The organism is Caulobacter sp. SSI4214, assembly GCF_012184455.1.
GTDB classification, from domain to species: domain Bacteria; phylum Pseudomonadota; class Alphaproteobacteria; order Caulobacterales; family Caulobacteraceae; genus Caulobacter; species Caulobacter vibrioides_E.
The window spans coordinates 14,665-38,527 of the sequence record NZ_SZWJ01000024.1 but is presented as its reverse complement, the minus strand read 5'-3'; the positions used below and the strand labels follow the sequence as shown (position 1 = coordinate 38,527).

Annotated in this window: 24 protein-coding genes; 11 read left to right on the top strand and 13 right to left on the bottom strand. The window is 68.1% G+C overall.

Going from position 1 to position 23,863, the window contains the following annotated elements:
- Positions 1-159 precede the first annotated feature (159 nt).
- From FCU40_RS09545 to FCU40_RS09500, 10 genes are all read right to left on the bottom strand, one after another.
- Entirely contained in the window at positions 160-837 is a 678-nt protein-coding gene (locus FCU40_RS09545; RefSeq protein WP_004623178.1) for a TetR family transcriptional regulator, read from the bottom strand.
- A complete protein-coding gene (locus FCU40_RS09540; RefSeq protein WP_168074584.1) occupies positions 834-2,021 on the bottom strand; it encodes a urate hydroxylase PuuD in 1,188 nt (395 codons plus the stop codon). The genes FCU40_RS09545 and FCU40_RS09540 overlap by 4 nt, the downstream gene beginning before the upstream one ends.
- A 1-nt stretch (position 2,022) precedes the next feature.
- Positions 2,023-2,547, bottom strand: a complete 525-nt coding sequence (gene uraD / locus FCU40_RS09535; RefSeq protein ID WP_168074583.1) for a 2-oxo-4-hydroxy-4-carboxy-5-ureidoimidazoline decarboxylase — start codon at positions 2,545-2,547, stop codon at positions 2,023-2,025.
- Between the two features lie 151 nt (positions 2,548-2,698).
- Positions 2,699-3,619 carry an allantoinase PuuE gene (gene puuE, locus FCU40_RS09530; protein ID WP_168074581.1) on the bottom strand — a complete coding sequence of 307 codons (921 nt, stop codon included), beginning with the start codon at positions 3,617-3,619 and terminating at the stop codon, positions 2,699-2,701.
- Positions 3,616-4,839 (bottom strand): alanine--glyoxylate aminotransferase family protein, encoded by a 1,224-nt coding sequence (locus FCU40_RS09525; RefSeq protein WP_168074579.1) that lies wholly within the window; start codon positions 4,837-4,839, stop codon positions 3,616-3,618. The genes puuE and FCU40_RS09525 overlap by 4 nt, the downstream gene beginning before the upstream one ends.
- Positions 4,836-6,104: an allantoate amidohydrolase gene (locus FCU40_RS09520; protein ID WP_168074577.1), complete on the bottom strand. Its 1,269-nt coding sequence runs from the start codon at positions 6,102-6,104 to the stop codon at positions 4,836-4,838. The genes FCU40_RS09525 and FCU40_RS09520 overlap by 4 nt, the downstream gene beginning before the upstream one ends.
- 162 nt (positions 6,105-6,266) lie before the next feature.
- A complete protein-coding gene (locus FCU40_RS09515) occupies positions 6,267-7,352 on the bottom strand; it encodes a mechanosensitive ion channel family protein (RefSeq protein WP_168074575.1) in 1,086 nt (361 codons plus the stop codon).
- 34 nt (positions 7,353-7,386) lie between these two features.
- Positions 7,387-8,109 carry an anti-sigma factor gene (locus FCU40_RS09510; protein WP_168074573.1) on the bottom strand — a complete coding sequence of 241 codons (723 nt, stop codon included), beginning with the start codon at positions 8,107-8,109 and terminating at the stop codon, positions 7,387-7,389.
- Positions 8,106-8,660 (bottom strand): sigma-70 family RNA polymerase sigma factor, encoded by a 555-nt coding sequence (locus FCU40_RS09505; RefSeq protein ID WP_168074571.1) that lies wholly within the window; start codon positions 8,658-8,660, stop codon positions 8,106-8,108. Before FCU40_RS09505 ends, FCU40_RS09510 begins: the two co-directional genes overlap by 4 nt.
- A 35-nt stretch (positions 8,661-8,695) precedes the next feature.
- Positions 8,696-9,103 carry a DUF2177 family protein gene (locus FCU40_RS09500; protein WP_168074569.1) on the bottom strand — a complete coding sequence of 136 codons (408 nt, stop codon included), beginning with the start codon at positions 9,101-9,103 and terminating at the stop codon, positions 8,696-8,698.
- Positions 9,104-9,215: 112 nt separating this feature from the next.
- Here FCU40_RS09500 and FCU40_RS09495 point away from each other — a divergent pair, with 112 nt between their 5' ends.
- The 3 genes from FCU40_RS09495 to FCU40_RS09485 all read left to right on the top strand — a co-directional run bounded on the left by FCU40_RS09495 (position 9,216) and on the right by FCU40_RS09485 (position 12,170).
- Positions 9,216-10,538, top strand: a complete 1,323-nt coding sequence (locus FCU40_RS09495; protein ID WP_168074567.1) for an NAD(P)/FAD-dependent oxidoreductase — start codon at positions 9,216-9,218, stop codon at positions 10,536-10,538.
- Positions 10,535-11,323 carry a DUF1365 domain-containing protein gene (locus FCU40_RS09490; RefSeq protein WP_168074565.1) on the top strand — a complete coding sequence of 263 codons (789 nt, stop codon included), beginning with the start codon at positions 10,535-10,537 and terminating at the stop codon, positions 11,321-11,323. The genes FCU40_RS09495 and FCU40_RS09490 overlap by 4 nt, the downstream gene beginning before the upstream one ends.
- Positions 11,324-11,391: 68 nt before the next feature.
- A protein-coding gene (locus FCU40_RS09485) for an IS5 family transposase (RefSeq protein WP_206677323.1) occupies positions 11,392-12,170 on the top strand; the annotation gives its coding sequence in 2 pieces (ribosomal slippage) (positions 11,392-11,737 and positions 11,737-12,170; 780 coding nt in all).
- On the opposite strand, the gene trmFO is transcribed toward FCU40_RS09485, so the two are convergent.
- Positions 12,167-13,567, bottom strand: a complete 1,401-nt coding sequence (gene trmFO / locus FCU40_RS09480) for a methylenetetrahydrofolate--tRNA-(uracil(54)-C(5))-methyltransferase (FADH(2)-oxidizing) TrmFO (RefSeq protein ID WP_168074561.1) — start codon at positions 13,565-13,567, stop codon at positions 12,167-12,169. The genes FCU40_RS09485 and trmFO overlap by 4 nt on opposite strands.
- A 97-nt stretch (positions 13,568-13,664) precedes the next feature.
- Here trmFO and FCU40_RS09475 point away from each other — a divergent pair, with 97 nt between their 5' ends.
- The 3 genes from FCU40_RS09475 to FCU40_RS09465 all read left to right on the top strand — a co-directional run bounded on the left by FCU40_RS09475 (position 13,665) and on the right by FCU40_RS09465 (position 16,382).
- Entirely contained in the window at positions 13,665-14,618 is a 954-nt protein-coding gene (locus FCU40_RS09475; protein ID WP_168074559.1) for a hypothetical protein, read from the top strand.
- A 123-nt stretch (positions 14,619-14,741) separates the two neighbouring features.
- Complete coding sequence (locus tag FCU40_RS09470; RefSeq protein ID WP_168074558.1) at positions 14,742-15,506, top strand: hypothetical protein; 765 nt, start codon at positions 14,742-14,744, stop codon at positions 15,504-15,506.
- On the top strand, positions 15,507-16,382 hold the full coding sequence (locus FCU40_RS09465; protein ID WP_168074557.1) for a hypothetical protein: 876 nt from the start codon (positions 15,507-15,509) through the stop codon (positions 16,380-16,382).
- An 8-nt stretch (positions 16,383-16,390) separates the two neighbouring features.
- Here the strand turns inward: FCU40_RS09465 and FCU40_RS09460 are convergent, their stop codons facing one another.
- Complete coding sequence (locus FCU40_RS09460) at positions 16,391-17,005, bottom strand: glutathione S-transferase (protein ID WP_168074556.1); 615 nt, start codon at positions 17,003-17,005, stop codon at positions 16,391-16,393.
- 142 nt (positions 17,006-17,147) lie between these two features.
- Here FCU40_RS09460 and FCU40_RS09455 point away from each other — a divergent pair, with 142 nt between their 5' ends.
- Positions 17,148-18,056, top strand: a complete 909-nt coding sequence (locus tag FCU40_RS09455; RefSeq protein ID WP_168074555.1) for a hypothetical protein — start codon at positions 17,148-17,150, stop codon at positions 18,054-18,056.
- 73 nt (positions 18,057-18,129) lie between these two features.
- Here FCU40_RS09455 and uvrA read toward each other — a convergent pair whose 3' ends face one another.
- On the bottom strand, positions 18,130-21,039 hold the full coding sequence (uvrA, locus tag FCU40_RS09450; RefSeq protein WP_168074554.1) for an excinuclease ABC subunit UvrA: 2,910 nt from the start codon (positions 21,037-21,039) through the stop codon (positions 18,130-18,132).
- Between the two features lie 280 nt (positions 21,040-21,319).
- Here uvrA and FCU40_RS09445 point away from each other — a divergent pair, with 280 nt between their 5' ends.
- From FCU40_RS09445 to FCU40_RS09430, 4 genes are all read left to right on the top strand, one after another.
- Positions 21,320-21,481 (top strand): hypothetical protein, encoded by a 162-nt coding sequence (locus FCU40_RS09445; protein WP_168074553.1) that lies wholly within the window; start codon positions 21,320-21,322, stop codon positions 21,479-21,481.
- Positions 21,482-21,543: 62 nt separating this feature from the next.
- Positions 21,544-21,657: a hypothetical protein gene (locus tag FCU40_RS09440; RefSeq protein WP_106404409.1), complete on the top strand. Its 114-nt coding sequence runs from the start codon at positions 21,544-21,546 to the stop codon at positions 21,655-21,657.
- Positions 21,614-23,194, top strand: a complete 1,581-nt coding sequence (locus FCU40_RS09435) for an ABC-F family ATP-binding cassette domain-containing protein (protein ID WP_168074552.1) — start codon at positions 21,614-21,616, stop codon at positions 23,192-23,194. Before FCU40_RS09440 ends, FCU40_RS09435 begins: the two co-directional genes overlap by 44 nt.
- A gap of 99 nt (positions 23,195-23,293) precedes the next feature.
- Positions 23,294-23,860: a 50S ribosomal protein L11 methyltransferase gene (locus tag FCU40_RS09430; protein ID WP_241693582.1), complete on the top strand. Its 567-nt coding sequence runs from the start codon at positions 23,294-23,296 to the stop codon at positions 23,858-23,860.
- Positions 23,861-23,863: the final 3 nt, after the last annotated feature.

Below are 23,863 nucleotides of genomic sequence, written 5' to 3'. Positions count from 1 at the left end.
ATGTTAGCCCCCGTTGACCTCATGTTGGCGGGGGGCCTTTTGTGTTCGCATCGCATCCGGCGCGAAACCGCTGCGGCGGGAATGCTCCTCGACGCCGGTGATACGTCGCAGCGGCGACTGAGGCCGATTTCTCCGCCAACCACCGACCGCCGCCAAGCCCTAACGCGCGCCGCGCGTCAGGTAGCCTTCCAGCAGCGCCAGGGCGTGGTCCAAGCGCGCCTTGCGCCACTCGGGCGCGCTCATGTCGGTGTTCAGCGTGGCCGACAGAGAATAGCCGTTGGCCAGGTGGAAGCGGCTCATGGCCGCGATGGTCACATAGATCTGCACCGGGTCGAGCTCGGGGCCGAACACGCCCTGACGCTGGCCGCTCTCGATCAGCCGCTCCATCGTGTGGCGCAGGGGGAAGGCGGTTTCGGTCACGACCCGCGACTGGGCGGCGAACTTGCCGTGCTGCAGGTTCTCGTTGCGCAGCAGGCCCTCGAACTTGGGGTTCTTCTCGAAGTAGTCGAAGGTGAAGCGCTGCAGCTCCAGAAAGCCTTCCAGGGGCTTGTCGAAGTCGATCTTCAGCTCGGCCTCACGGGCCCGCAGGTCCATGTAGGCGCTTTCGAGGACGGCCATGTACAGGCCCTTCTTGTCCCCGAAGTAGTGGTAGAGCATCCGGATGTTGCACCGGGCCGACTTGACGATCTTCTCGATCCGCGCCCCGGCGAAGCCGGCCTGGGAGAACTCCTTGAGCGCCGCCGCCAGGATCGCCTTGCGGGTCCGCTCGGCGTTGCGCTTGCGCGGCGCGGGCTCGTTCTCGACCTTGGTCGGCGCGTCCAGGACGGCGTCGGTCACGGGCTCTTGGCTCCCTGCTTAATCCAGGCGCCCAGTTGGGCGCGCTCCTCATCGGTCATGCCGGTCTCGTTGCCAAGGGGCATACTGGTCGAGAGGACCGCCCTTTCGTTGATTTTCGGGGCATAGGCCTGGATATGCGCGGGGGTGTCGAAGGTGGCGCCCAGCGGAGGGGCGGAAAATCCAGGATGTGTCGGGCTGTGGCTGTGACACATGACGCAATGCTTTTGGATGATTCCCTGAACCGTGCTGAAGGGCACCGTGTCGGATACCTCGATCTTCTTGGCCGGCTTGGCGCTGGCCACCACGGTCGCGCCGAACACCAGCATCGCGCCGTAGAACAGGAAATCGTGCCGGATCTTGCCGACGTGCTTCAGGTTGAAGAAGTGGCGGATCGACACCCCGCCGGCCGCGATCATCGCCAGCAGCAGCCAGGCCAGGCGGTGGCCGGTGACCAGCGGATAGTGGTTGCTGATCATGATGAAGATGATCGGCAGGGTCATGTAGTTGTTGTGCACCGACCGCTGCTTGCCCATCAGGCCCAGGCGCGGATCGACCTCGCGGCCGGCCAGCATGTCGGCGACGATCTTGCGCTGGTTGGGGATGATGACCAGGAAGACGTTGGCCGCCATGCAGGTGCCGATGATCGCCCCCACGTGGATGAAGGCGCCGCGATCGCTGAACAGCTTGGTCAGCGCCCAGGCCGCCGCCGTCAGCGCGCCGAACCAGACGATCCCGAACAGCTTGCCGTTCCGGACCAGCGGCGAGCGGCACAGCGCCTCGTAGACCGCCAGCCCGCCGAAGATGAAGGCCAGACCGACGCCGATCGCCGCCGGCTGGCTGAAGGGGTGCTTGGCCGCGTCGATCAGATAGACGTTCGCCTGCCAGTAATAGAGCACGATCAGCAGGGCGAAGCCCGACAGCCAGGTGGTGTAGGCCTCCCATTTGAACCAGTGCAGGTGGTCGGGCATGTGAGCCGGCGCCACCATGTACTTCTGAGAATGGTAGAAGCCGCCGCCGTGCACGGCCCACAGCTCGCCCTTGACCCCGTCCTTTTCGGGAACGGGCGCGCGCAGATTGTTGTCCAGCCAGACGAAGTAGAAGGACGCGCCGATCCAGGCGACGCCGGCGATCACGTGCAGCCAGCGGAGCGCCAGGTTCAGCCAGCCGGGAAGGTCGTAGTCCATCTTAGTCGGTCACCGCGTCGAGCAGTCGGAGTTTCGAGATCAGGCCGATCTGGGCGATCGCCTCGGCGATTTCCTCGGCTTCATCGTGGGCGAGGCGCGCCTGCATGGCGGCCAGGATCGAGGCCTTGTCGTTCAGGCGAACACAGATGATGAACGGGAAGCCGAACCGCTCGGAATAGGCGGCGTTCAGGTCGTGGAAGCGCGCGAACTCCTCGGGCGTCAGGCGGTCGAGGCCGGCGCTGGCCTGCTCGGCGTTGCTCTCGGCGGTCAGCTGCTTGGCGATCGCGGCCTTGCTGGCCAGTTCCGGGTGCGCCCGGATCAGGGCCAGCTTGTCCTCGAGGCTCGCGGCGCCCAGAACATCCATCATCGCCGCGTGCAGGGCTTCGACGCTGGCGAACGGCCGCTCGCTCCAGGCGCGTTCCACGACCCACGGGGAAAGCTCGAAGGCGAAGCCCAGAGCGGTCGCAAAGCCCGTCCGGTTCATGCTGTTGAGCAGTTTCAGGGACAGAGGAGGGGCCGAGCTCATGCGTCTCCCTCCGCGAACCCCGTCATCCCGCGCTTCATGCGCGGGACCCATCGATCCGTCGCAGGTGCGGGAGAGATTTCGTTCTCACGTGAAAGGTGAACCATGGGTCCCGCGCATGAAGCGCGGGATGACGGAGAAAAGTAGAGAGCGCTCATTGGTCGCCCCCCGCATAAGGATGCTCGGCGATCCAGTGCCGGGCGATGTCGATGCGCTTGGCGACCCAGACGCGGTCGTGGCTGGTGATGTGCGCGAGGAACCGCCGCAGGGCGCCGATGCGCCCGGGCTTGCCGACGACGCGGCAGTGCAGGCCGACGCTCATCATCTTCGGCGCGGTCTCGCCCTCCAGATAGAGGGCGTCGAAGGCGTCGCGCAGATAGGTGAAGAACTGCTCGCCGGTATTGAAGCCCTGGGCGGCCGTGAAGCGCATGTCGTTGGCTTCCAGCGTGTAGGGTACGATCAGCTGCGGCCGGCCGTGCTGATCGTCCCAATAAGGCAGGTCGTCCGCGTAGCTGTCGGCGTCGTAGACGAAGCCGCCCTCCTGGGCGACTAGGCGGGCGGTGTTGGGACTGGTGCGGCCCTGGTACCAGCCCAGCGGACGCTCACCCGTCAGCCGCGTCTGGAGCTCGATGGCGCGCTGGATGTGCTCCAGCTCCTGGTCGGGCGTGAAGTGCTGGTAGTCGATCCAGCGATAGCCGTGGCTGGCGATCTCCCAGCCGGATTTCATCATGGCCTCGACGGCGTCGGGATGGCGCTCCATGGCCTGGGCGACGCCGAACACGGTCAGCGGTAGGCCAAATTCGTCGAACAGCCGCCGAATGCGCCAGAAGCCCGCGCGGGAGCCGTATTCGTAGAGGCTCTCCATCGACATGTGACGCATGTCCGGGATGGGCTGGGCGCCGACCATCTCCGACAGGAAGAACTCGGACACGGGGTCGCCGTGCAGGATCGAGCGTTCGGCGCCTTCCTCATAGTTCAGCACGAACTGGACAGCGACGCGGGCGCCGTTCGGCCACCGGGCGTGCGGCGGATGCTCGCCATAACCGATGAGGTCGCGGGGATAGGCGGTGGTCATGCGAAGACCTTCGCCGCCGCGTCAACGCCCGCGCCGGCCGGCGCCTGGAAGCCTTCCCAGCGCAGGACCGCCTCCAGCGCCGCCAGCGTCTGCAGCACCGCGTGCTTGCGGGCGTTCACGCCCATCGTCCCGATGCGCCAGATCTTGCCGGTCAGCGGACCGAAGGCCGACCCGATCTCGATCTCGAAGTCGGTGCGCATCCGGACCTTCACCCGGTCGTAGTCGACGCCTTCGGGCGCCCAGATCCCGGTGACGTTGGTCATCTTGTGGACCTTGTCGCCGTAGATGGAGAGGCCCATCGCTTCCAATCCGGCCGTCATCGCCGCGCCGGCCTTGGCGTGGCGTTCGAAGCGCGCGGACAGCCCTTCCTCCAGAACCAGCCGCGCGCATTCGCGGGCGGCGAACAGCATCGGCGCGCATTCGGTGTGGTGGTTCAGCCGCTTCTCGGACCAGTAGTCCGTGATCATCGCCAGATCGAAATAGTTGGAGGCGATGCGGCGGCCGTTCCCCGCCGCGCCGCCGGTTCCGAGGAGGCCCTTCTCGACATGGCGGCGCGAGAAGATGTGTTCGGCGGCCTGGTCGCTGATCGTGATCGGCGCCGAGCCCGACGGGCCGCCCAGGCACTTTTGGAGGCCGGCGGTGACGATGTCGGCGCCCCAGGCGTCGACCGGGACGTCCATGCCCGACAGGGTGGCGGTGGCGTCGACATACATTAGCGCCCTGTGCGCGCGGCAGATCGCGCCGATCTCCGCCAGGGGCTGGGCCATGGTGGTGGAGGTGTCGCCATGCACGCAGGCCACCAGGCGCGGCTTCACGCGCTTGACGGCGTCCTCGACCGCCTGCGGGTCGACCACGGTCCCCCAGGGCGCCTCGACGAAGGTGACCTTGGCGTCGCAGCGCTCGGCGATCTCGGCCAGCAGCAGGCCAAAGCGTCCGGCGTTGACCACCACCACGTCGTCGCCGGGGCAGAGTGTCGAGACCAACGCCGCCTCGATACCCGCGCGCGAGGTGCCGTCGATGACAAAGGTCCAGCGGTTCGCGGTCTGGAAGACCCCGCGATAGAGGGCCATGGCCTCGTTCATGTAGCCGGTGAACTCGGGGTCGAACTGGCCCAGCAGCTGCACGGACATGGCCCGCAGCACGCGCGGGTGCACGTTGATCGGGCCGGGGCCCATCAGCAGGCGGGCGGGGTGGTCTAGCTCGTGAAACGTCTCGGTCATGCGCGTTCGCGTCGTTCTAGCTTGTCGATGAAATGGAGCATGGCCTGGGCCGCCAGGGCGCAGTCGGCCTCGCTGACGGCTTCGGCCGGGTTGTGGCTGATCCCGCCCTCGCAGCGGATGAACAGCATGGCGACGGGGCAGAGGTCGGCCATCACCATGGCGTCGTGGCCGGCGCCGCTGGGCAGGCGGCGCGCGGGCAGGGAAAGATCGCTCAGCGCGCCTTCCAGCATTTCGATCAGCGACGGATCGCAGGGGCTCTCGGCCAGGGCCTGCATCAGGGTGATCTCGGCGCGAAGGCCGCGGCGATCGGCGATGGCCTGGATTTCGGCCGTCACGGCCTCGACGGCCGCGTCGCGCATCGCCGAGGTCTCGGCGCGGATATCGATCGAGAAATCGACCGCGCCGGGGATCACGTTGAACGCGCCGGGCAGGGCGGTCATCCGGCCCACCGTGCCCACCAGGCCGTCGGCGCCCGCGCGGCAGATCCACTCCAGGGCCAGCATCGCCTCGGCGGCGGCGGGAGCGGGATCCTTGCGCAGGGCCATGGGCGTCGTGCCGGCGTGGCCCGCGACGCCCTCGATCCGAACCATCAGCCGCTTCTGCGCCGCGATGGCGGTGACGACGCCCAAGGCCAGGCCCTCGGCCTCCAGCACCGGGCCCTGTTCGATATGGGCCTCCAGGAAGGCCAGGACGTCTTCGGGCCGACGCGCGGCGGCGGCGATGGCGTCCGGATCGCCGCCGAACGCCGCCAGGGCTTCGGCGACCGACACGCCGTCGGCGTCCTTCATCGCCAGGGCTGAGGGATCCAGGGTCCCGGCGATGGCCCGGCTGCAGCTCATCGAGGCAGGGAAGCGCGAGCCTTCCTCGTCCCCGAAGGCCACGACCTCGATCGCGAAGGGCAAGCGTCGCCCGGCGCGATGGAGCGCCTCGACCACGTCGACGCCCAGCATGATCCCCAGCGGTCCGTCATAGCACCCGCCATTGCGGACGCTGTCGATGTGCGAGCCGATGATCAGGGTCTTGGCGCCGGGCGTCTCGCCTTCGTAGCGCCCGATCAGATTGGCGGCGGCGTCGCGGCGCACGCTCATGCCGGCGTCGGCCATCCATTCCGACAGCGTGGTCAGAGCGGCCGCGTGGGCGGGCGTCAGGAAGCGACGCGTCAGCTGGCCCTCGACCTCGCTGTAGGGCGGCAGGCCCAGCGCGTCGCAGCGCGCCTTGGCCCTGGCCCCCCACGCCAGGACGTCGATGTCGAGACCCTCGGTCACGTCCGCTTCCATCCCCAGACCCTAGCAGTTCGCGCCCGCCGTCCCTCCGCGACAAGCGCCGAATGGCGAAGTTCTCGCCCAGGCGCCCGCCCACGCGCCATGCGCGGACGGCGGCGCCTCCTGTTAAGTCATAATTCTCTTACTTGTGGAAGGCCGGATGGCTCACGCTTCGCCGCCCGCCAAGGCCAGCCGGCGGCGCGGAAAGGCTTCCGGCAGCTCGTCGCGCAAGAAGGCCATCATTTTCTCGCGCACCTCGCAGCGCAGATCGAAGGTCGTCGGCGCGTTGCGCGCGCTGACCAGGCAGCGGATCTCCATGACCTCGGCGGTGATATCGGTGACGGCCAGATTGACGACCTTTCCGTCCCAGCGCGGCGAGGCGCGGGCGATTTCCTCCAGCTTGGCGCGTAGCCTGTCGACCGGCGCGGCGGGATCTACATAGAGCATGGCCGTGCCGATCAGGGCGGCGCTCTCGCGTGTCCAGTTCTGGAACGGCGTCTGGATGAAGTAGCTGAGCGGCAGCACCATCCGTCGCCAGTCCCACAGGCGCACGACGACGTAGGTGGCGTTGATCTCCTCGATATTCCCCCATTCCTTCTCGACGATCACGGCGTCGTCGATGCGGATCGGCTGGGTCACGGCGATCTGGATGCCGGCGATCAGGTTGGTCAGCAGCGGCTGCAGCGCCAGACCGACGATTACGCTCGCCGCGCCGCCGGCCGCCAACAGGCTCACGCCCCACTGCTTGACGCCTGGAATGGTCATCAGGGCTAAGGCCAGGGTGAAAATCCCGACCAGAATGGCCACCGCGCGCCGTAGGATTCGCACCTGGGTCACGTGCTTGCGGGCCAGGAGGTTATCCTCGACGTCAACCTTGAAGCCGCGCAGATAGAGCGCCGCCCCGATATCCAACGCGGTCATGGCCATCCAGCCGATCAGCAAGATGAACAGCACCAGCAGCCCGTGGCGCGCCGCGTCCGCCTGACCGGGCGTCAGCGGCGATGCCGTCACCGCAGGACCCAGGGCCGCGACGATGATCGCCAGTCGCGTCGGTCGCCGGGTCCGCGCGATTAGCGCCTGCCAGAAGGCGTCGTGCTGCTTGATCCCATGGCGAACCACCCTGACCGCCACGCCATGCGCCAAAAGCGCCAAGGCTACGGCCAAGGCGATGAGGATCAGGCTGACCAGCCACGGCGGCGCCCAGCCGAGCAGCCAGGCGGAGTCGGAAAGCCAGGTCAGGACATGCGTCATCCCGCCCGAACGCATCTCCGCCCGGAAGGCTCCGCTAACCGGCCATTCGCTGGAACTTGCCCGCCGCGCGGATCTGTCCCGTCGGCGCGCCCGTCGGGGAGCCGCCCAGCGGTTCGTCGCTGACGGCGAGCGTGGCGGTGTAGGCCGACGGGCCGCGCAGGCCGGCGGGCAGGGCGACGCGGGTCTGGGCGTCGCGCGGGATCACGCCCAGCGAGATCGGCTTGCGGCCCTCGGGGATGATCCACAACTCCGCGTCGCGCTTGTTGGGCAGAGCGATCGACACGGGCGTCAGGATCAGCTTGTCGGCCGCGCGGTCGAGGGTCGCCACCAGGGCGGGGCGCTGGGTGGCGGGGTTGTTGATCACCGCCACCTCGGTCGCGGCCGGCGCGGGCGTGGGCGTCGGCGCCGGGCGCGGCGTGACGATCAAAGCCACGACGCTAGCCGCCGCCAGGGCGAAGGCGCCCAGGGACGCGCCGCGCCAAAGTCCCAGGCTGTTCCAGGCCGAGCGCTTCGGCGTCTCGGTCGCGCCGATCAGATTGGCGATGCGCGGCCATACGGTCGCCGGCGGCTCGACCGGCGCGACGCGGGCGGCGAGATGGGCAAGGCGGTTCTCCCACCAGGCCACGGCCCGGGCGAAGGCCGGTTCGGCGGCGATACGCGCCTGAGCCTGGGCGCGTTCATCGGCGTCCAGCACGCCCAGCACGTATTCACCGGCCAGGGGGCGTTCATCGCCGTCGTAGGAGGCAATGTCGGTCATGCTTCGAGACATCCGCGCAGGCTGATCAGGCTGCGCCGGATCCAGCTTTTCATGGTGCCCAGCGGCACTTTCAGCGCCTGGGCCAGGGCGTCATAGGTCACGCCCTCGAAGAAGGCGGTGCGCAGGGCGCCGGCGTGCCGAGGATCCAGCTGGTCGATACAGCCCTCCAGGCGGCGACGGTCGTCCTCGTCCTCGAGCAGGGTCGAGGCCAGCGGCGCGCCATCGGCCAGGGCCTCGGCCTCCTCGACGTCGGCGATCACCCGGCCGCCCCGCTTGCGGAGCCGATCGATGGAACGATTGCGGGCGATGCTGACCAGCCAGGTGATCGGGCTGGCCCTCTCCTGGTCGAAGCGATCGGCCCTGTTCCAAACGGTGAGATACACGTCCTGAAGCACGTCTTCCGCCTCCTCGCGGTCGTTCAAGATACGGAGGCAGACGCCGAACAGTTTCGCGGAGGTATGCCGATAGACGTATTTCAGCGCATCATGATCGCGTTGGGCCACGCGATGGATGGCGCGCGACAGCAAGGCGCGGCTCGTGTCAGCGTCCATGCTGGGCTCCCCACAAGCGGCTCATGTCCGCCGACCTAGGCGCCGAGGCGCAGCAGCGCCACATAGCCGGCGCAGGCCGCCGCGGTGGTCGCCGCGACGCCCCAGGCCATGTCGGCGAGCGTGACGGACAGGGGCCAGCCCTTCAGCGTCGCCTGATTGGTCAGGTCATAGGTCCCGTAGGCGGTCAGGCCGAGCAGGGCGGCGTTGCCCAGCAGGCGACTCCAGCCGCCGTCCATCGCCGGCAGCACCGCCAGGGCGACGATCGCCACCACATACAGCAGGTAGAAGGCCACGGCCGGCGCCAGCGAGGGCGTCTCCGCCATCAGCCCGCCCAGGCGCGGCTTGTAGAAGCGCGGCGTCATGCTCATCAGCCACGCGGCGTCCAGCGCCAGCATGGTTCCGGCGGTCGCGAGGGTCCCGCCGGCGAGGCGTATGAGGGTCATGCCGAGGCTCGTCCTTGGTTTCGGATCAAGGTACGGCGAAGCCGTGTTTCCGGATGCGTCCATCAGCCCACTCGCGCCGTAACTTCCTGCGAAACCTATCCGGAGCGCTTCCTTGGTCACCGCCGTTGCTCGCCAGTCCATCGCCGTCGTCGGTTCCGGGATCTCGGGCCTGTCGGCCGCCTGGCTCTTGTCTCGCCGTCACGACGTGACCCTTTACGAGGCCGACGCCCGGCTGGGCGGCCATGCCCACACGGTGACCGTCGAAGGCGATGCGGTCGACACCGGCTTCATCGTCTACAACGAGCCGAACTATCCGAACCTCACCGCGCTGTTCCGGCATCTGGACGTCGAGACCGCGCCCACGGACATGTCGTTCGGCGTCTCTCTGGACGACGGCGCGCTGGAATATTCGAGCACCAACCTGCTGGCCCAGAAGCGCAACGCGGTGAACCCGCGCTTCCTCAAGATGCTGATGGACGTCATGCGCTTCTACCGCGACGGCCGGCGCATCCCGCCCGAGCTGGAGAGCGGCGGTCTGTGCCGGCTGGACGACTATCTGCGCCAGCAGGGTTTCGGACGCGCCTTTCAGGAGGACCACCTGCTGCCCCAGGCGGCGGCGATCTGGTCGGCCTCGCTGCGCGACATTCGCGAGTTTCCCGCCGCCGCCCTGCTGCGTTTCTTCGACAATCACGGCCTGATGCTGCCGATCGACAAGCGGCCGATCTGGCGGACGGTGGTTGGCGGCAGCGCTCGCTATGTCGAGAAGCTGGCCGCCGGCGTTTCGGGCGAAATCCTGACCGGACGGCCGGTGACGTCGATCCGGCGCGAGCGGGACGGCGTCGCGATCGAGGACGCGACCGGCGAGTCGCGGACTTTCGATCAGGTCGTCATCGCCGCGCACGCCGACCAGGCGCTGAGGATGCTGGCCTCGCCCTCCGCCGAGGAAACCGAGCTGCTGGGCAGCTTCCGCTACAGCCGCAATCGCGCGGTGCTGCACCGCGACGCGCGCGCCATGCCGCGTCGCCGCTCGGCCTGGGCCAGCTGGAACCATGTCGGCCATCGCGGCGGCGATGGCGGCGTGACCTACTGGATGAATCTGCTGCAGCCGCTTCCGAAGGACAAGGCGTTCTTCCTGACCCTGAATCCCGAGCAGGCCCCTAGCGAGGTCCTGTACGACCAGGTCTACGAGCATCCGTTGTTCGACGGTCCGGCCATGCTGGCGCAACGGCGTCTGTGGTCCCTGCAGGGCCGGCGGCGGACCTGGTACTGCGGCGCCTATTTCGGATCGGGCTTCCACGAGGACGGCCTGCAGGCGGGACTCGCGGTCGCCGAGCGGCTGGGCGGCGTGCACCGTCCGTGGGTGCTGCCCGATCCATCGGGGCGCATCTTCCTCGACGACCGGGCGATCGAGCCGCAAGAGGAACTGGTGGCGTGACCTTTCGCTCGGCGCTCTATGCCGGCCTGGTGACCCATGACCGCGCGCGGCCCCGGCGGCATAGCCTGCGCTATCGCGTGTTCATGCTGCTGCTGGACCTGGACGAGATCGACGCCCTGGACGCCAGGCTCAAGCGGTTCTCGCGCGGGCGGTTCAACCTGCTCGGCTTTCATGACCGCGACCACCTCGACGATCCGTCGGCGTCGCTGAAGGACGTGGTGCTGGCCAAGCTCGACGCCAGCGGCCTTGCGCCGGAGGGCGCGCGGATCAGCGTGCTGGCCATGCCGCGCATCCTCGGCAAGGGCTTCAATCCCTTGAGCGTCTTCTTCTGCCACGACGCCGAAGGGCGGCTGGTCGCGACCGTCCACGCGGTGCGCAACACGTTCGGCCAACGTCACGACTACGTCCTGCCCGCCGGCGAGGCGCGGGGAGACCGGCTTGATCAGGGCGCGCGGACGAAGGTCTTCTATGTCTCACCGTTCCTGCCGATGGACCTGCGCTACGGCTTCGAGATCGCGCCGCCGGGCGAGACCGTGCACGTCGGCGTCGACGTTTTGGACTCCGAGGGCGTCGTGCTGGCCGCGACCTTTTCGGGAACGCGGCGCGACCTGACCGACGGCGCGATCTGGCGGGCCCTGGCCACCCATCCCTGGCAGGTGATCGGCGTGATGGTCGCCATCCATTGGGAAGCGATCAAGCTCGTCCTAAAGGGCTTTCGCTTCTTTCCGCAGGACCCGGCCACGCGCGGCGTGCGTCGCCCGGCCGGGGCTCGGGAAGCGCTTTAGGGTCCGTACTCAATCAGGTTGCGCGTTGCGTCGGGTTCTGATTCCAAGATTCCGGGAGGTTGCCCCGGATGTCGAAGCGCAAGCAGATCTATTGGTTATCGGACGCGGAGTGGGCGGCTATCGAGCCGCATTTGCCGAGAGGTCGTAGCGGGGCTCACCGTGTTGACGATCGAAGGGTCGTCAGCGGGATCGTGCACATGCTGCGTTCGGGCGCGCCCTGGCGCTGCTGTCCAGCCGAGTATGGGCCGTACACGACCATCTACAACCGCTTCAACCGCTGGAGCCGACAGGGCGTCTGGAGCGAGATCTTCTATGCTCTGACGAGCAAGAGCGACGTGGTGACGGGCGCGGTGGATGCGACCTACGTCAAGGCGCACCGCTCGGCGGGCGGCGCAAAAGGGGGGCCTTCAACAACGCTATCGGAGCCTCCCGCGGCGGCCGGACGACGAAAATCCACGCACTGACCGATGATCTGGGCCGACCCCGGGCGCTGGCCCTGACGGCGGGCAACACGCACGACCTGGTGGGAGCCGCCGCTCTGTTCAAGCTGGCTCCCACGCCGCGCCAACTTCTGGCTGACCGCGCTTATGACGCCCGCAAGCTGCGGGACTGGCTCGTCCAGCGCGGCTGTGAACCGGTCATTCCGCCAAACCCGACCCGCAAGCATCCTCACGCCTACGACGCGGTCGCCTATCGTCGCCGCAACACCGTCGAGCGAATGTTCTGTCGCTTGAAAGACTTCCGCCGCATCGCCACCCGATACGACAAGCGAGCCGACAACTTCTTATCCGCCGTACAGCTCGCTGCCGCCGTCATTTGGTGGACGCCGATTGAGTCCAGACCCTAGGCCCCCATCCAGGTCTCGAGGTCCTTCAGCGCCCGAAGGCTCATCAACCGCTTCTTGGCGCGCCCGCGTTCCTTCAGCGGAATCTTCTTGCCATCCTCGTCGACCTTCGGCGCCTCCAGCGGCGGCAGCAGGCCGTAGTTGATGTTCATCGGCTGGAAGCTGCCCCCTTCGAGGTGGCCGCCGGTGATGTGCTCGACCAGAGCGCCCAGGGCGGTGGTCGGGGGCGGCGCGTCGATCGGCGCGCCCTTGCGGTCGGCGGCGGCGAAGCGGCCTGTCAGAAGGCCCATGGCGGCGCTCTCGACATAGCCCTCGACGCCCGTGACCTGGCCGGCGAACCGAAGGCGCGGCTGGACCTTCATCCGCAGCGACTTGTCCAGAAGCTTCGGCGAATTGATGAAGGTGTTGCGGTGAAGGCCGCCCAGACGCGCGAATTGGGCGTTCTCCAGGCCCGGGATCATTCGGAAGGTCTCGGCCTGGACGCCGTGCTTCAGCTTGGTCTGGAAGCCGACCATGTTCCACAGCGTGCCCAGCGCGTTGTCCTGGCGCAGCTGGACGATGGCGTAGGACTTGACGGTCGGATCGCGCGGATTGGTCAGGCCCACCGGCTTCATCGGGCCGTGGCGCAGGGTCTCGCGACCGCGCTCGGCCATCACCTCGATCGGCAGGCAGCCGTCGAAATAGGGAACGTTCTCCCACTCCTTGAACTCGGACTTGGGACCGGCCAGCAGGGCGTCGATGAAGGCCTCGTACTGCGCCTTGTTCATCGGGCAGTTGATGTAGGCGGCCGCGTCGCCGCCGGGGCCTTCCTTGTCGTAGCGCGACTGGCGCCACGCGACGTCCATGTTGATGGACTCGAAGTGGATGATCGGCGCGATGGCGTCGAAGAAGCTGAGCTGGCCTTCGCCAGTCATCTCCAGGATCGCCTGGGCGAGAGCCGGCGAGGTGAGGGGGCCGGTGGCGACGACGACATTGTCCCATTCGGCGGGCGGAAGGCCGGCGATCTCCTCGCGGACGATCGTGACCAGCGGGTGCTGTGACAGGCGCTTGGTGACCTCGGCCGAGAAGCCGTCGCGGTCCACGGCCAGGGCGCCGCCGGCCGGCACCTGGTGCTGGTCGGCGCAGCTCATGATCAGGCTGCCCAGCTTGCGCATTTCCGCGTGCAGCAGGCCCACGGCGTTGAACTGCCAGTCGTCGGAGCGGAACGAATTCGAGCAGACCATCTCGGCCAGGCCGTCGGTCTGGTGGGCGTCCGTCGTGACTTTGCCCGTGGCGTCGTCCTTGCGCATCTCGTGCAGGATCACCGGCACGCCGCTCTGGGCGATCTGCCAGGCGGCTTCGGAGCCGGCCAGGCCCCCGCCGACGACGTGGACGGGCTGATAGGTCGAGTTCGTGGTCATGGCCGCGCCCTATACCCCCCGCTGTCGTTTCGCGAAACCTGCGTGTAGGCTCGCGAGCGGAGCCGGGCGCTTCGCGCTGGACGGCGTGGGAGGGAACATGGCTAGGTTTTCCGTGACCGAGGCGGCGACGGCCGGCTTCGGGATCGTCGGTCGCAGGCCGCTGGTCGTGGCGGGCTGGGCGATCGCGCTGGTCGCGGCGCTGGTGCTGCCCGCCCTGCTGTGCATCGCGATGCTGGGACCGAGGTTCGTCGAGATCATGCAGTTGGCGGCCCAACAGAAAGGGCAGGCCGGCGATCCCGAAGCCCTGGATCGGATGATGCGGCTGAATTCCGGCCTGACCGGCTTCAACATGCTCTACTGGCTGTGGTCGACCTTCGTGAAGGCGGTGTTCTGCGGCGCGGCGTTCCGCGCCGTGCTGACGCCGGAGAAGGCCGCCTGGGCCTATCTGCGCATCGGGTCGCGGGAGATGTGGCTGGCGCTGGTGATGCTGGTCGAGCAGGTGCTGTTGTTTATCGCGGTCTTCGTCATGGCCCTGGTCATCGCCGTGGTGGCGGCGATCGCGGCGGTGGGCGCGGGGGATCATCAAACGGGCGGCGCGATCGCCGTCGCCGGCGTCGGCGGCGCGATCGCCGTGGTCCTTGTGATCTGGGTGGCGCTGCGTCTGTCCATGGCCGGTCCGATGAGCTTCGCCGACAACCAGTTTCGCCTGTTCGAGTCTTGGGATCTGACCAAGGGGCAGACGTGGAGGCTGCTAGGCGTGGCCTTGCTGGTCATCCTGTTCCTGGTGGTGATGGAAATGTTGCTGGCCGGGCTGATCGGCGGCGTCGTCATGGCGGGCGGCGGGTCGCTGGCGGCGCTGCAAGGCTCGGCCAATTTGGACGCGTTGTTCCGCCGGCCGCCGATCGAGATCCTGCGCGCGCTGTGGCCGTGGCTGACGTCGCTGGGCGTTGTCGTGGCGCTGTTCGGCGCGGTGGCGCAGGCGGTTTTCTACGCGCCCTGGGCGTTCATTCACCGCGCCCTGGCCCGCCCGCGCGAGACGGCGTGGCTCTGACGTAACGCCGGATCGAAATGCGCGCGCGGGGCCGCGCCGCCATCGCCAGACGGTCCGCGAGGCCCTAGATTGCCGGGTGGGGCGGTGACTCGCAGCGCTGTGGCGGGAAGGGGATTTGATCGGATGACGGAGGGATCGGCGAACGTCGGCGCGGCGCTCCGCGCGGGCTATTCCGACCTCGGGGCTTCGATCAACGCCTGCTGGGCGGCGCTGCTGGCCGCCATCGTCCTGACCGTTCTGGCCACGGCCCTGCCGCCCGCGATCAAGACCTTGGCGCTGGTCGTCGCGACGGTGATCGCGCAGGGCGCGCTTTATCGCCGGGCCTTCGGACGGGCCCCGGGCCTCAAGGGTCTGCGATGGGGGCGCGACGAGTGGCGGCTTCTGGGCGCGCACGTCATGACGTTGGGCCTGATCCTGCTGATCGGCTCGATCCTGCTGGTGGTGGTCGGGGCGATCGCCCTGGGCGTCGCCCGCGCCAGCGCGCCTGATCTGGACGTCGGCTCGGCCAGCGCGTGGCGTCAGGCGCTGGCCTCCGCCGGTCCCGCCGGCCTCATCGCGGGTCTGGCGCCCGTGGCGTCTCTGGCGTTGCTGGTCTGGCTGGCCCTGCGCCTGGCGCTGGCGGCGCCGGCCACGGTCGATCAGTCGGGCGTGCGGGTGTTGAGCGCCTTTCCCCTGACAAAAGGCCGTGTTGCGACGCTTCTAGTCGCCGTCTTGGCGCTGGCCTTGCCGCCGCTCGCGGTCAGAGGCTTGGTTGGCGCGAGCCTCCCGCGTGCCGACGGGCTTCTGGCGGCGATCGTCGCCATGATGACCTATTTGTATCTGGCGCCCGTCCTGGCGGGCGCCCTGACCCATATCTACCGCCAGAGCGCGGTCATACAGGACGCCTAGATGTCTGTTCGTCCCGTCGAAGCGGCCACCGAAGGCCTTCGGATCATGCGGCGCAAGCCGACCGTCGTGCTGGCCTGGGCGGTGTTCTCGCTCGTCATGCTGCCGGTCCTGGGCCTCGTGGCCAAGATCGTTCTGGGCAAGGAGGGGCTTGAGGTGCTGGCCGGACGCGCCGGCTCGGCGGACCCCCGCGAAATCCTGGACCTCGTGACCCATCTGGGCGGCGCCATGGTGCTGCTCATCGCGCTGGCCCTGCTGTTGGGTTCGGTGCTCTCGGCGGCGATCATCCGCTCTGTGATCGAACCGGCCAATGACCGCTTCGCCTATCTTCGCGTCGGCAAGGAAGAGGTGCAGCTCTTGGTGGTCTCGCTGATCACCTGGGCGGCCGCCCTGATCGTCACCGTCATCCCGTCCGGCGCGGTGGTGATGGGGACCTCGCTGCTGTCCGGTCCGGCGGCCAACTGGTTCGGAACGGTGGGCACGCTGGCGGTTATCGGCCTGTCGCTCTGGGTGGGCGTACGGCTGTCGCTGTTGGGTCCGCACGCCTTTTCGCACCATCACATCGACATCCGCGCCGCCTGGATCCAGACCCACGGTCAGTTCTTCCGGCTGCTGGGGATGTTCGTCATGACGATCGTGATGAGCGCGATCGTCTCGATCATCGGCGCGACGGTGTCGAGCATCGTCGCCGGTCTGTTGGGCGGCGGCGTCAATGTGCGAGCAGCGGGCGTCAACGCCGGCCTGATCCTGACCTTGCTGGCCAATCTGTTGCTGGCGCCGGTGTTCCTGACCCTTCAAGCCGTGATCCTCGCCGCCGCCCCCGCCAAGGCCTTCGCCCACTTGAACCAGGACGAGATCGACGCCGGCCTGCACCCCTGAAGGGGCGCTCAGGCCGACGCGCTGGGCCTTGCCGCCATCCGCTCGCGCCAGGCGATGACGTTCCTGGCCTCGCCCGGCGTCGGCAGACCCACGAAGTCGGCGAAGTCCAAGGTGGTCTGGCCGGCGATGTCGGCGATGGTGTAGGTCTCGCCCGTCAGATAGGGGCGGCCGTCGGCCAGTTCGCGATCGAGCCACAGCTGGATCTTTTCGACGACCTCGCGGTTCGACTCTCCAAATTCCTTGTTCTGCTTCAGAAGATGCGCCGTGAACGGATGGGCGTGGCGCCAGAACATGCCGACCGGCACGGTCAGGCGCAGCTCGATCCGGCGCGTCCACATCTCGATCGTCGCCTGCTCCAGCGCCGAAACGCCAAACAGCGGCGGCTCGGGGTGCAGCACCTCGAAATAGCGGCAGATGGCGACGGTCTCGCTGATCGTGGTCCCGTCGTCCAGTTCCAGCACCGGCACCTGGCCCAGGCTGTTGCGCGCCAGATGCTCCGGCGACTTGTGGCCGCCTTGGCGCAGCCCGATCGGGATCTCGGGTACGGACAAGCCCTTCTCGGCCAGGAAGATCCGCACGCGCCGAGGATTGGGCGCTGGCATGGCCTCGCCATAGAGCTTCATGGTGTCCTCCCAATTTTAAAACGGATGTTAGAGGCGCGCCGACCCACGCCGCAAGCCCGTGCGAAAAAGGCTTCGCCCACCCTGTCGAAGCGGCGCGAACCTGTTTAGCCTCAAGGCCTATTCGCCATTCTGTGAGTTCGTCATGTCCAAGTTCTCAGCCTCCGACGCGGCCTTCTCCGGCTTCCGGCTGGTGCGGGAGAACCTGAAGACGATCGGTGTCTGGGCGGTGGCCATGACGGTGCTGTCGATCGCGTCGAACGTGCTGGCCATCCAGTTCTTCGGTCCCAAGCTCGAAGCCCTGCTGAGCTACATGACCGATACGAACAATCCGGACCCGGATGAATTCTTCAATCGCGCCTCGGGTCTGACGCCGTTGATGCTGTGGATGCTGCCCTACAGCCTGATCGTCAACGGCGTGGTCTTCGCGGCCCTGAACCGCCTAATCCTGCGTCACGACGAGAGCCGTTTCGCCTATCTGCGGCTTGGCGCGGCCGAGTTGCGGCAGGCGGTCCTGTGGGTGCTGACCAGCTGCGTCCTGATGGGCGTGCTTTTCTTGGGCTCGGCCGTCTCGGGGTTCCTGGGCGCTCTCGGCGGCGCCACCGGCGCCTTCCTGGCCCTGCTGGGCCTGATTGGGGCGTTGTGCGGCGTCGTTTATCTGGCCGTGCGCCTGTCGTTCGCTTCGGCGGTCACCTTCGACACCGGCAAGATCACCCTGTTCAAGTCGATGCCGCGAACCGAAGGGCTCTTCTGGCCGCTGCTGGGGGCCTATCTGCTGGCGGCGGTGATGAGCATCATCGTCGTGCTGCTGATCTGGACCATCGTCTCGGCCATCGGCCTGGTCGCGTCGGGCGACTTCGCGGCCACCGGCAAGATGCTGCGCGCCGACACGACCTCGCTGCGCGCCTATTTCACGCCGGCCGGCGTGGTCCAGGCGCTGTTCTCCGGCCTGATCAATGTGCTGACCACCTTGATCGTCTTTGGCCCCGCGCCGTCCATCTATCGTGAGCTGAAAGAGCGCGAGGCGGGCGTTTCCGGCGAGGGCGGCTGGTAGGCGACGCCGCTCGCGCCCCAGGCCAAGTCCCCCGTCCCGAGGTGTCGATGAACGGGGGGCTGTTCCGCGGCGCTTAGGCCCGCTTGGCCTTCTTCAGCTCAGCCACCCGCGCCTTGCGGCGTTCCTCGTGGCGGTCCAGCAGCTCCTTCAGGTAGCGGCCGGTCCAGCTGGCCTCGACCTTGGCCACGTCCTGCGGCGAGCCGACAGCGACGATCTGGCCGCCGCCGTCGCCGCCCTCGGGACCGAAGTCGATCAGCCAGTCGGCGGTCTTCACGACGTCCAGGTTATGCTCGATGACCACCACGGTGTTGCCCTGGTCGGCCAGCTCGTGCAGCACCTCGAGCAGCTTCTTGGTGTCCTCGAAGTGCAGGCCGGTGGTCGGTTCGTCGAGGATGTAGAGCGTCCGGCCGGTGGCCCGGCGCGACAGCTCCTTGGACAGCTTGACCCGCTGGGCCTCGCCGCCGGACAGGGTCGTCGCCTGCTGGCCGACCTTGATGTAGCTGAGGCCGACGCGCTTGAGGGTCTCCATCTTGTCGCGGATCGGGGGCACGGCCTTGAAGAAGTCGGCGGCTTCCTCGACGGTCATGTCCAGGACGTCGGCGATCGTCTTGCCCTTGAACACCACGTCCAAGGTCTCGCGGTTGTAGCGCTTGCCCTTGCAGACGTCGCAGGTGACGTAGACGTCGGGCAGGAAGTGCATCTCGATCTTGATGACGCCGTCGCCCTGGCAGGCCTCGCAGCGGCCGCCCTTGACGTTGAAGCTGAAGCGGCCGGGGCCATAGCCGCGCGCCTTGCTTTCCGGCAGGCCCGCGAACCAGTCGCGGATAGGGCCGAAGGCGCCGGTATAGGTCGCCGGGTTCGAGCGCGGGGTCCGGCCGATCGGCGACTGGTCGATGTCGATGACCTTGTCGAAGTGCTCCAGCCCCTCGATCCGCTCGTGCGGGGCGGGAGCGTCGCTGGCGTTGTTTAGACGGCGCGCGGCGGCCTTGTAGAGGGTCTCGATCGTGAAGGTCGACTTGCCGCCGCCCGACACGCCGGTGATGCAGGTGAAGGTCCCGACCGGGATCTCGGCGGTGACGTCTTTCAGGTTGTTGCCCGAGGCCCCGACGACCTTCAGCACCTTCTTCTTGCTGATCGGCCGGCGCTGCTCCGGCACCTCGATTTCGCGCGCGCCGGTCAGGTACTGACCGGTGACGCTCTTCGGATTGGCCATGATCTCTTGCGGCGTGCCCTCGGCGACGATCTCGCCGCCGTGGACGCCGGCGGCCGGGCCCATGTCGATCACGTAGTCGGCGGTGAGGATCGCCTCCTCGTCATGCTCGACGACCAGCACCGAGTTGCCCAGGTCCCGCAGGCCCTGCAGCGAGGTCAGCAGGCGCGTGTTGTCGCGCTGGTGCAGGCCGATCGACGGCTCGTCCAGCACGTAGAGCACGCCGGTCAGGCCCGAGCCGATCTGGCTGGCCAGGCGGATGCGCTGGCTCTCGCCGCCCGACAGGGTGCCCGAGCCGCGCGACAGGTTCAGATAGTCGAGACCGACATCGACCAGGAACCGCAGGCGGTCGTTGATCTCCTTCAGGATTCGCCGGGCGATCTCCATCTGCTTGTCGGTCAGCTTGCTTTCCAGCGTGCTGAACCAGTCGCGGGCCGGGCGGATGGCCAGCATCGACACCTCGGCGATGTCCATGCCGTCGACCTTCACGGCCAGCGCTTCCGGCTTCAAGCGCTTGCCGTGGCAGGTCTCGCAGGGGGTGTCGGACTGGTAGCGGCCCAGTTCCTCGCGCACCCAAGAGCTATCCGTTTCGCGCCAGCGGCGCTCCAGGTTCGGCAGCACGCCCTCGAAGGGTTTCTCGACCTCGTACTTCCGAGCGTTGTCGTCGTAGGTGAACTTGATCTTGGTCCCCTTGGACCCGTTCAGCACCACGTCGCGCGCGTCGGGCGATAGCTTGTGCCACGGCTCGTCCATCGAGAAGCCGTAGTGGCGCGCCAGCGCCTGCAGGGTCTGGGTGTAGAGCGGCGAGGGGCCTTTCGCCCACGGCGCGACGGCGCCCTTGTGCAGGCTCTTGTCCTTGTCGGGGATGACGAGGTCGGCGTCGAAGGCCAGCTTCGCGCCCAGGCCGTCGCAGACCGGGCAGGCGCCCGCCGGATTGTTGAACGAGAACAGCCGCGGCTCGATCTCGGCGATCGTGAAGCCGCTGACCGGACAGGCGAAGCGTTCCGAAAACAGGATGCGCCTCGGCTCGTTCTCGCCTTCCTCGATGGTGGCGAATTCGGCGACCGCCAGGCCATCGGCCAGGCGCAGGGCCTGCTCGATGGAGTCGGCCAGGCGCTGCTCCATGTCGGGCTTGGTCACCACGCGGTCCACGACCACGTCGATGTCGTGCTTGAACTTCTTATCGAGGGCCGGGGCGTCCTCGATCGGATAGAACTCGCCGTCGATCTTCAGCCGCTGGAAGCCGGCCTTCTGCCACTCGGCGATCTCCTTCTTGTACTCGCCCTTGCGATCGCGAACGACGGGGGCCAGCAGATAGAGGCGCGTGCCTTCGGGCAGGGCGGTGATCTTGTCGACCATCTGGCTGATGGTCTGGCTCTCGATCGGCAGGCCGGTGGCGGGCGAGTAGGGGACCCCGACCCGCGCCCACAGCAGGCGCATATAGTCGTGGATCTCGGTCACCGTGCCGACGGTCGAGCGCGGGTTGCGGCTGGTGGTCTTCTGCTCGATCGAGATCGCCGGCGACAGGCCCTCGATCAGGTCGACGTCGGGCTTGCTCATCAGCTCCAGGAACTGGCGGGCGTAGGCCGACAGACTCTCCACATAGCGGCGCTGGCCCTCGGCGTAGATCGTGTCGAAGGCCAGGGACGACTTGCCCGAGCCCGACAGGCCGGTCAGCACGACGAGCTCGCCGCGCGGGATGTCGACGCTGACGTCCTTGAGATTGTGCTCGCGGGCGCCGCGCACGCGGATGAAGTTCAGTTGTTCAGCCATGTTTCCCGGAACGTTCGGGCCATGAGAAGGCTCACGGCGCAACGGCTATATGTAGGGCTCGGCGCGGGGATTAACACAAGAACAAGGTGTGAACAAATGTCGCGCGCCCGCGAGGATGCGCCTGCTGACAGCGGGTGTCAGCAATGTGCGGAGAGCGCGCCCGAAAAGGACGCAACGGCGTTCGCATTCCCTAAACCCTGTTTGGAAGCGGGTTCTTCAGCTCACGCATGATGTAAAGGCCAAGTTCGGGCTGAAGCTCGACCTCGATAAGGAGCGAGCGATGGCCAAGCCCGAGGCCCAAAGCGCTAAACAGGAAGCCAAGCAGGATGCGTTTGACGCGCTCAAGCCGGGCAAACCGCGCTCGATCGTCATCGACGGATTGGTGTTCATCGGCGGCGTCGGGTCGCTGATCTACGTTCTGCACACCATGGCGCCCAGCTAGGGCGCCGTCCGGCGCCGCTTGCCGCGCGACGCGCCAACGCCTAGATTCGCCGTCCCTATTCGATGGAGGCTCCCATGATCAGCAAGACGGAAGACCGCTTCGTCCTCTCCGTTTCCCTGACCTTGGGTTCGCATGTCCTTCATCACCTTGGATTCCGTTTCCGCCGCCACGCCTGACGGCCGCCTTCTCTTCGAAAACCTGAACCTGTCGATCGGGGCCGAGCGCATCGGTCTGGTCGGGCGCAATGGCGCGGGCAAGTCGACCTTGCTGGCGCTGATCGCGGGCGTGCGCCCGCCGTTGGCGGGAAGCGTCGCCCGGACCGGGACCGTCGGGGTCCTGGATCAGTCGCCCGACGTCTCGGCCGACGCGCGGCTGGCCGACCTGCTGGGCGTCGGGCCGGACTGGGATCGCCTGGCGCGCATCCAGCAAGGCGAGGGCGACGAGGCCGACCTCGCCCACGCCGACTGGGACCTGCCCGCGCGGCTTGAGCAGGCCTTGGCCGATGTCGGCTTGCCTGGCCTAGATCCCGAGCGACCGGCCGCGTCGCTGTCGGGCGGACAAGCGACGCGGGCGGGGCTGGCGCGGCTGCTGATCGCCCGACCCGACGTGCTGCTGCTGGACGAGCCGACCAACAATCTCGACGCGGCGGCGCGAGAGATGGCGTCGCGCGTGCTGGCCCGATGGCGTGGCGGGGCGGTGGTGGTCAGTCATGACCGGGCGCTGCTGCGCGGCATGGACCGTATCGTCGAGCTGTCGTCGCTCGGCGCGCGGTCCTACGGCGGCGGCTGGGACCTTTATGCCGAGCGCCGGGCCGAAGAGGCCCAGGCGGCTCGCCGGGATCTCGACCACGCGGAGAAGGAGGTGCGCCGTGTCGCCCGCGAGGCCCAGGTCGCCCGCGAGCGTAAGGATCGCCGCGACGCGGGCGGCCGCCGGTTCGCCGACCGGGGCGGAACGCCGAAAATTCTGCTCGGCGCGCTGGCCGAGCGGGCCGAGAACAGCGGCGGGCGCGAGGGCAAGCTCGCCGATAAGCTGGCGGCCGAGGCGGCCCGGGCCAAGGCGTCGGCCGAGGCGCGCGTCGAGCGCGCCCGCACGCTGGGGTTCGATCTGCCCCCCTCGGGACTGCCGGAAGGGCGCGAGGTCCTGGTCTTCGACTCGGTCGCCTTGGCCTGGCCGGACGGACCGCCGATCATCGAGGATCTGTCCTTCCGCATCGCCGGCCCCGAGCGGGTGGCGGTGTCGGGCGCCAATGGGACCGGCAAGACCACCTTGATCCGCCTGGCGACCGGGGCGCTGTCGCCCACGGCGGGCGCGGTGAAACGGTCGGTCCCCGCGGCGCTGCTCGACCAGCGGGCGGCGTTGCTGGCCGACGACCAGACCATCATCGAGAACTTCCGCCGCCTGAACCCCGCCGCCAGCCAAAACGACGCTTATGCGGCCCTGGCCCGATTCCTGTTCCGCAACACCGCCGCGCACCAGATCGCCGGCACGCTGAGCGGCGGCGAGCGCCTGCGGGCGGCCCTGGCCTGCGTATTGAGCGGCGTCTCGCCGCCGCAGCTGCTGATCCTGGACGAGCCGACCAACCATCTGGACATCGCCTCGATCGAGGCGGTCGAGGCGGCGCTGTCGGGCTATGACGGGGCGCTGCTCGTGGTCAGCCACGACGAGGATTTTCTCGACGCCATCGGCATTGAACGCGGGATCGCGCTCGGTTAGCGGCTCAAGGGAACATCGTTTTAAGGATCGCGACGTCTGGACATTCCCGCCTTCATTCGAGCCAATCTGCCGCTGGAACCCGCGCCCGGCGCGCCCGAGGTGCGACTGCACACCGCCGGTCCCCGGAGCGGGCTGATGCGCCTGGCCAAGGCCGACCCCGCGTTTGGTTCGCCCTACTGGGCCCGGCCGTGGGGCGGCGGCCTGGCCCTGGCGCGGCATCTGCTGGACTGTCCCGAAAGCGTGGCGGGCCGGCGCGTGCTGGATCTTGGGGCGGGTTCGGGCCTGGTCGCCATCGCCGCCATGTTGGCCGGCGCCCGGGCGGCCTGGGCGGTGGATGTCGATCCCTACGCGGTGGCGGCTATCGGCCTCAACGCCGCCGCCAACGGCGTGAGCGTGGAGGCGACGCTAGCGGATCTGACGACTGGCGATCCGCCCGCCGTCGCCTTCGTCCTGGTCGGCGACCTCTTCTACGACGCCGTCCTGGCGGAGCGGGTCCTGGCCTTTCTGGACCGCTGCCGCGCGGCCGGGGTGGCGGTGCTGATCGGCGACCCCTGGCGCGAGTTCCTGCCGACCGAACGTCTCCGCGTCGTGGCCGAATATCCGGTGGCCGACTTTGGCGACCCGGCCGGCATGACCCGGCCGGCCGCGGTGTTCGCGTTGATCTAAGAG

Bases quoted from the DNA above. Each gene is read 5' to 3' on its own strand.
- FCU40_RS09475 (WP_168074559.1), top strand. From the start codon at position 13,665: ATGGCTAGGTTTTCCGTGACCGAGGCGGCGACGGCCGGCTTCGGGATC.
- FCU40_RS09470 (WP_168074558.1), top strand. From the start codon at position 14,742: ATGACGGAGGGATCGGCGAACGTCGGCGCGGCGCTCCGCGCGGGCTAT.
- uvrA (WP_168074554.1), bottom strand. From the start codon at position 21,039: ATGGCTGAACAACTGAACTTCATCCGCGTGCGCGGCGCCCGCGAGCAC.
- FCU40_RS09455 (WP_168074555.1), top strand. From the start codon at position 17,148: ATGTCCAAGTTCTCAGCCTCCGACGCGGCCTTCTCCGGCTTCCGGCTG.
- puuE (WP_168074581.1), bottom strand. From the start codon at position 3,619: ATGACCACCGCCTATCCCCGCGACCTCATCGGTTATGGCGAGCATCCG.
- FCU40_RS09505 (WP_168074571.1), bottom strand. From the start codon at position 8,660: ATGGACGCTGACACGAGCCGCGCCTTGCTGTCGCGCGCCATCCATCGC.
- FCU40_RS09440 (WP_106404409.1), top strand. From the start codon at position 21,544: ATGGAGGCTCCCATGATCAGCAAGACGGAAGACCGCTTCGTCCTCTCC.
- FCU40_RS09525 (WP_168074579.1), bottom strand. From the start codon at position 4,839: ATGACCGAGACGTTTCACGAGCTAGACCACCCCGCCCGCCTGCTGATG.
- FCU40_RS09540 (WP_168074584.1), bottom strand. From the start codon at position 2,021: ATGGACTACGACCTTCCCGGCTGGCTGAACCTGGCGCTCCGCTGGCTG.
- FCU40_RS09515 (WP_168074575.1), bottom strand. From the start codon at position 7,352: ATGACGCATGTCCTGACCTGGCTTTCCGACTCCGCCTGGCTGCTCGGC.
- FCU40_RS09435 (WP_168074552.1), top strand. From the start codon at position 21,614: ATGTCCTTCATCACCTTGGATTCCGTTTCCGCCGCCACGCCTGACGGC.
- FCU40_RS09510 (WP_168074573.1), bottom strand. From the start codon at position 8,109: ATGACCGACATTGCCTCCTACGACGGCGATGAACGCCCCCTGGCCGGT.
- trmFO (WP_168074561.1), bottom strand. From the start codon at position 13,567: ATGACCACGAACTCGACCTATCAGCCCGTCCACGTCGTCGGCGGGGGC.
- FCU40_RS09500 (WP_168074569.1), bottom strand. From the start codon at position 9,103: ATGACCCTCATACGCCTCGCCGGCGGGACCCTCGCGACCGCCGGAACC.
- uraD (WP_168074583.1), bottom strand. From the start codon at position 2,547: ATGAGCTCGGCCCCTCCTCTGTCCCTGAAACTGCTCAACAGCATGAAC.
- FCU40_RS09460 (WP_168074556.1), bottom strand. From the start codon at position 17,005: ATGAAGCTCTATGGCGAGGCCATGCCAGCGCCCAATCCTCGGCGCGTG.
- FCU40_RS09445 (WP_168074553.1), top strand. From the start codon at position 21,320: ATGGCCAAGCCCGAGGCCCAAAGCGCTAAACAGGAAGCCAAGCAGGAT.
- FCU40_RS09465 (WP_168074557.1), top strand. From the start codon at position 15,507: ATGTCTGTTCGTCCCGTCGAAGCGGCCACCGAAGGCCTTCGGATCATG.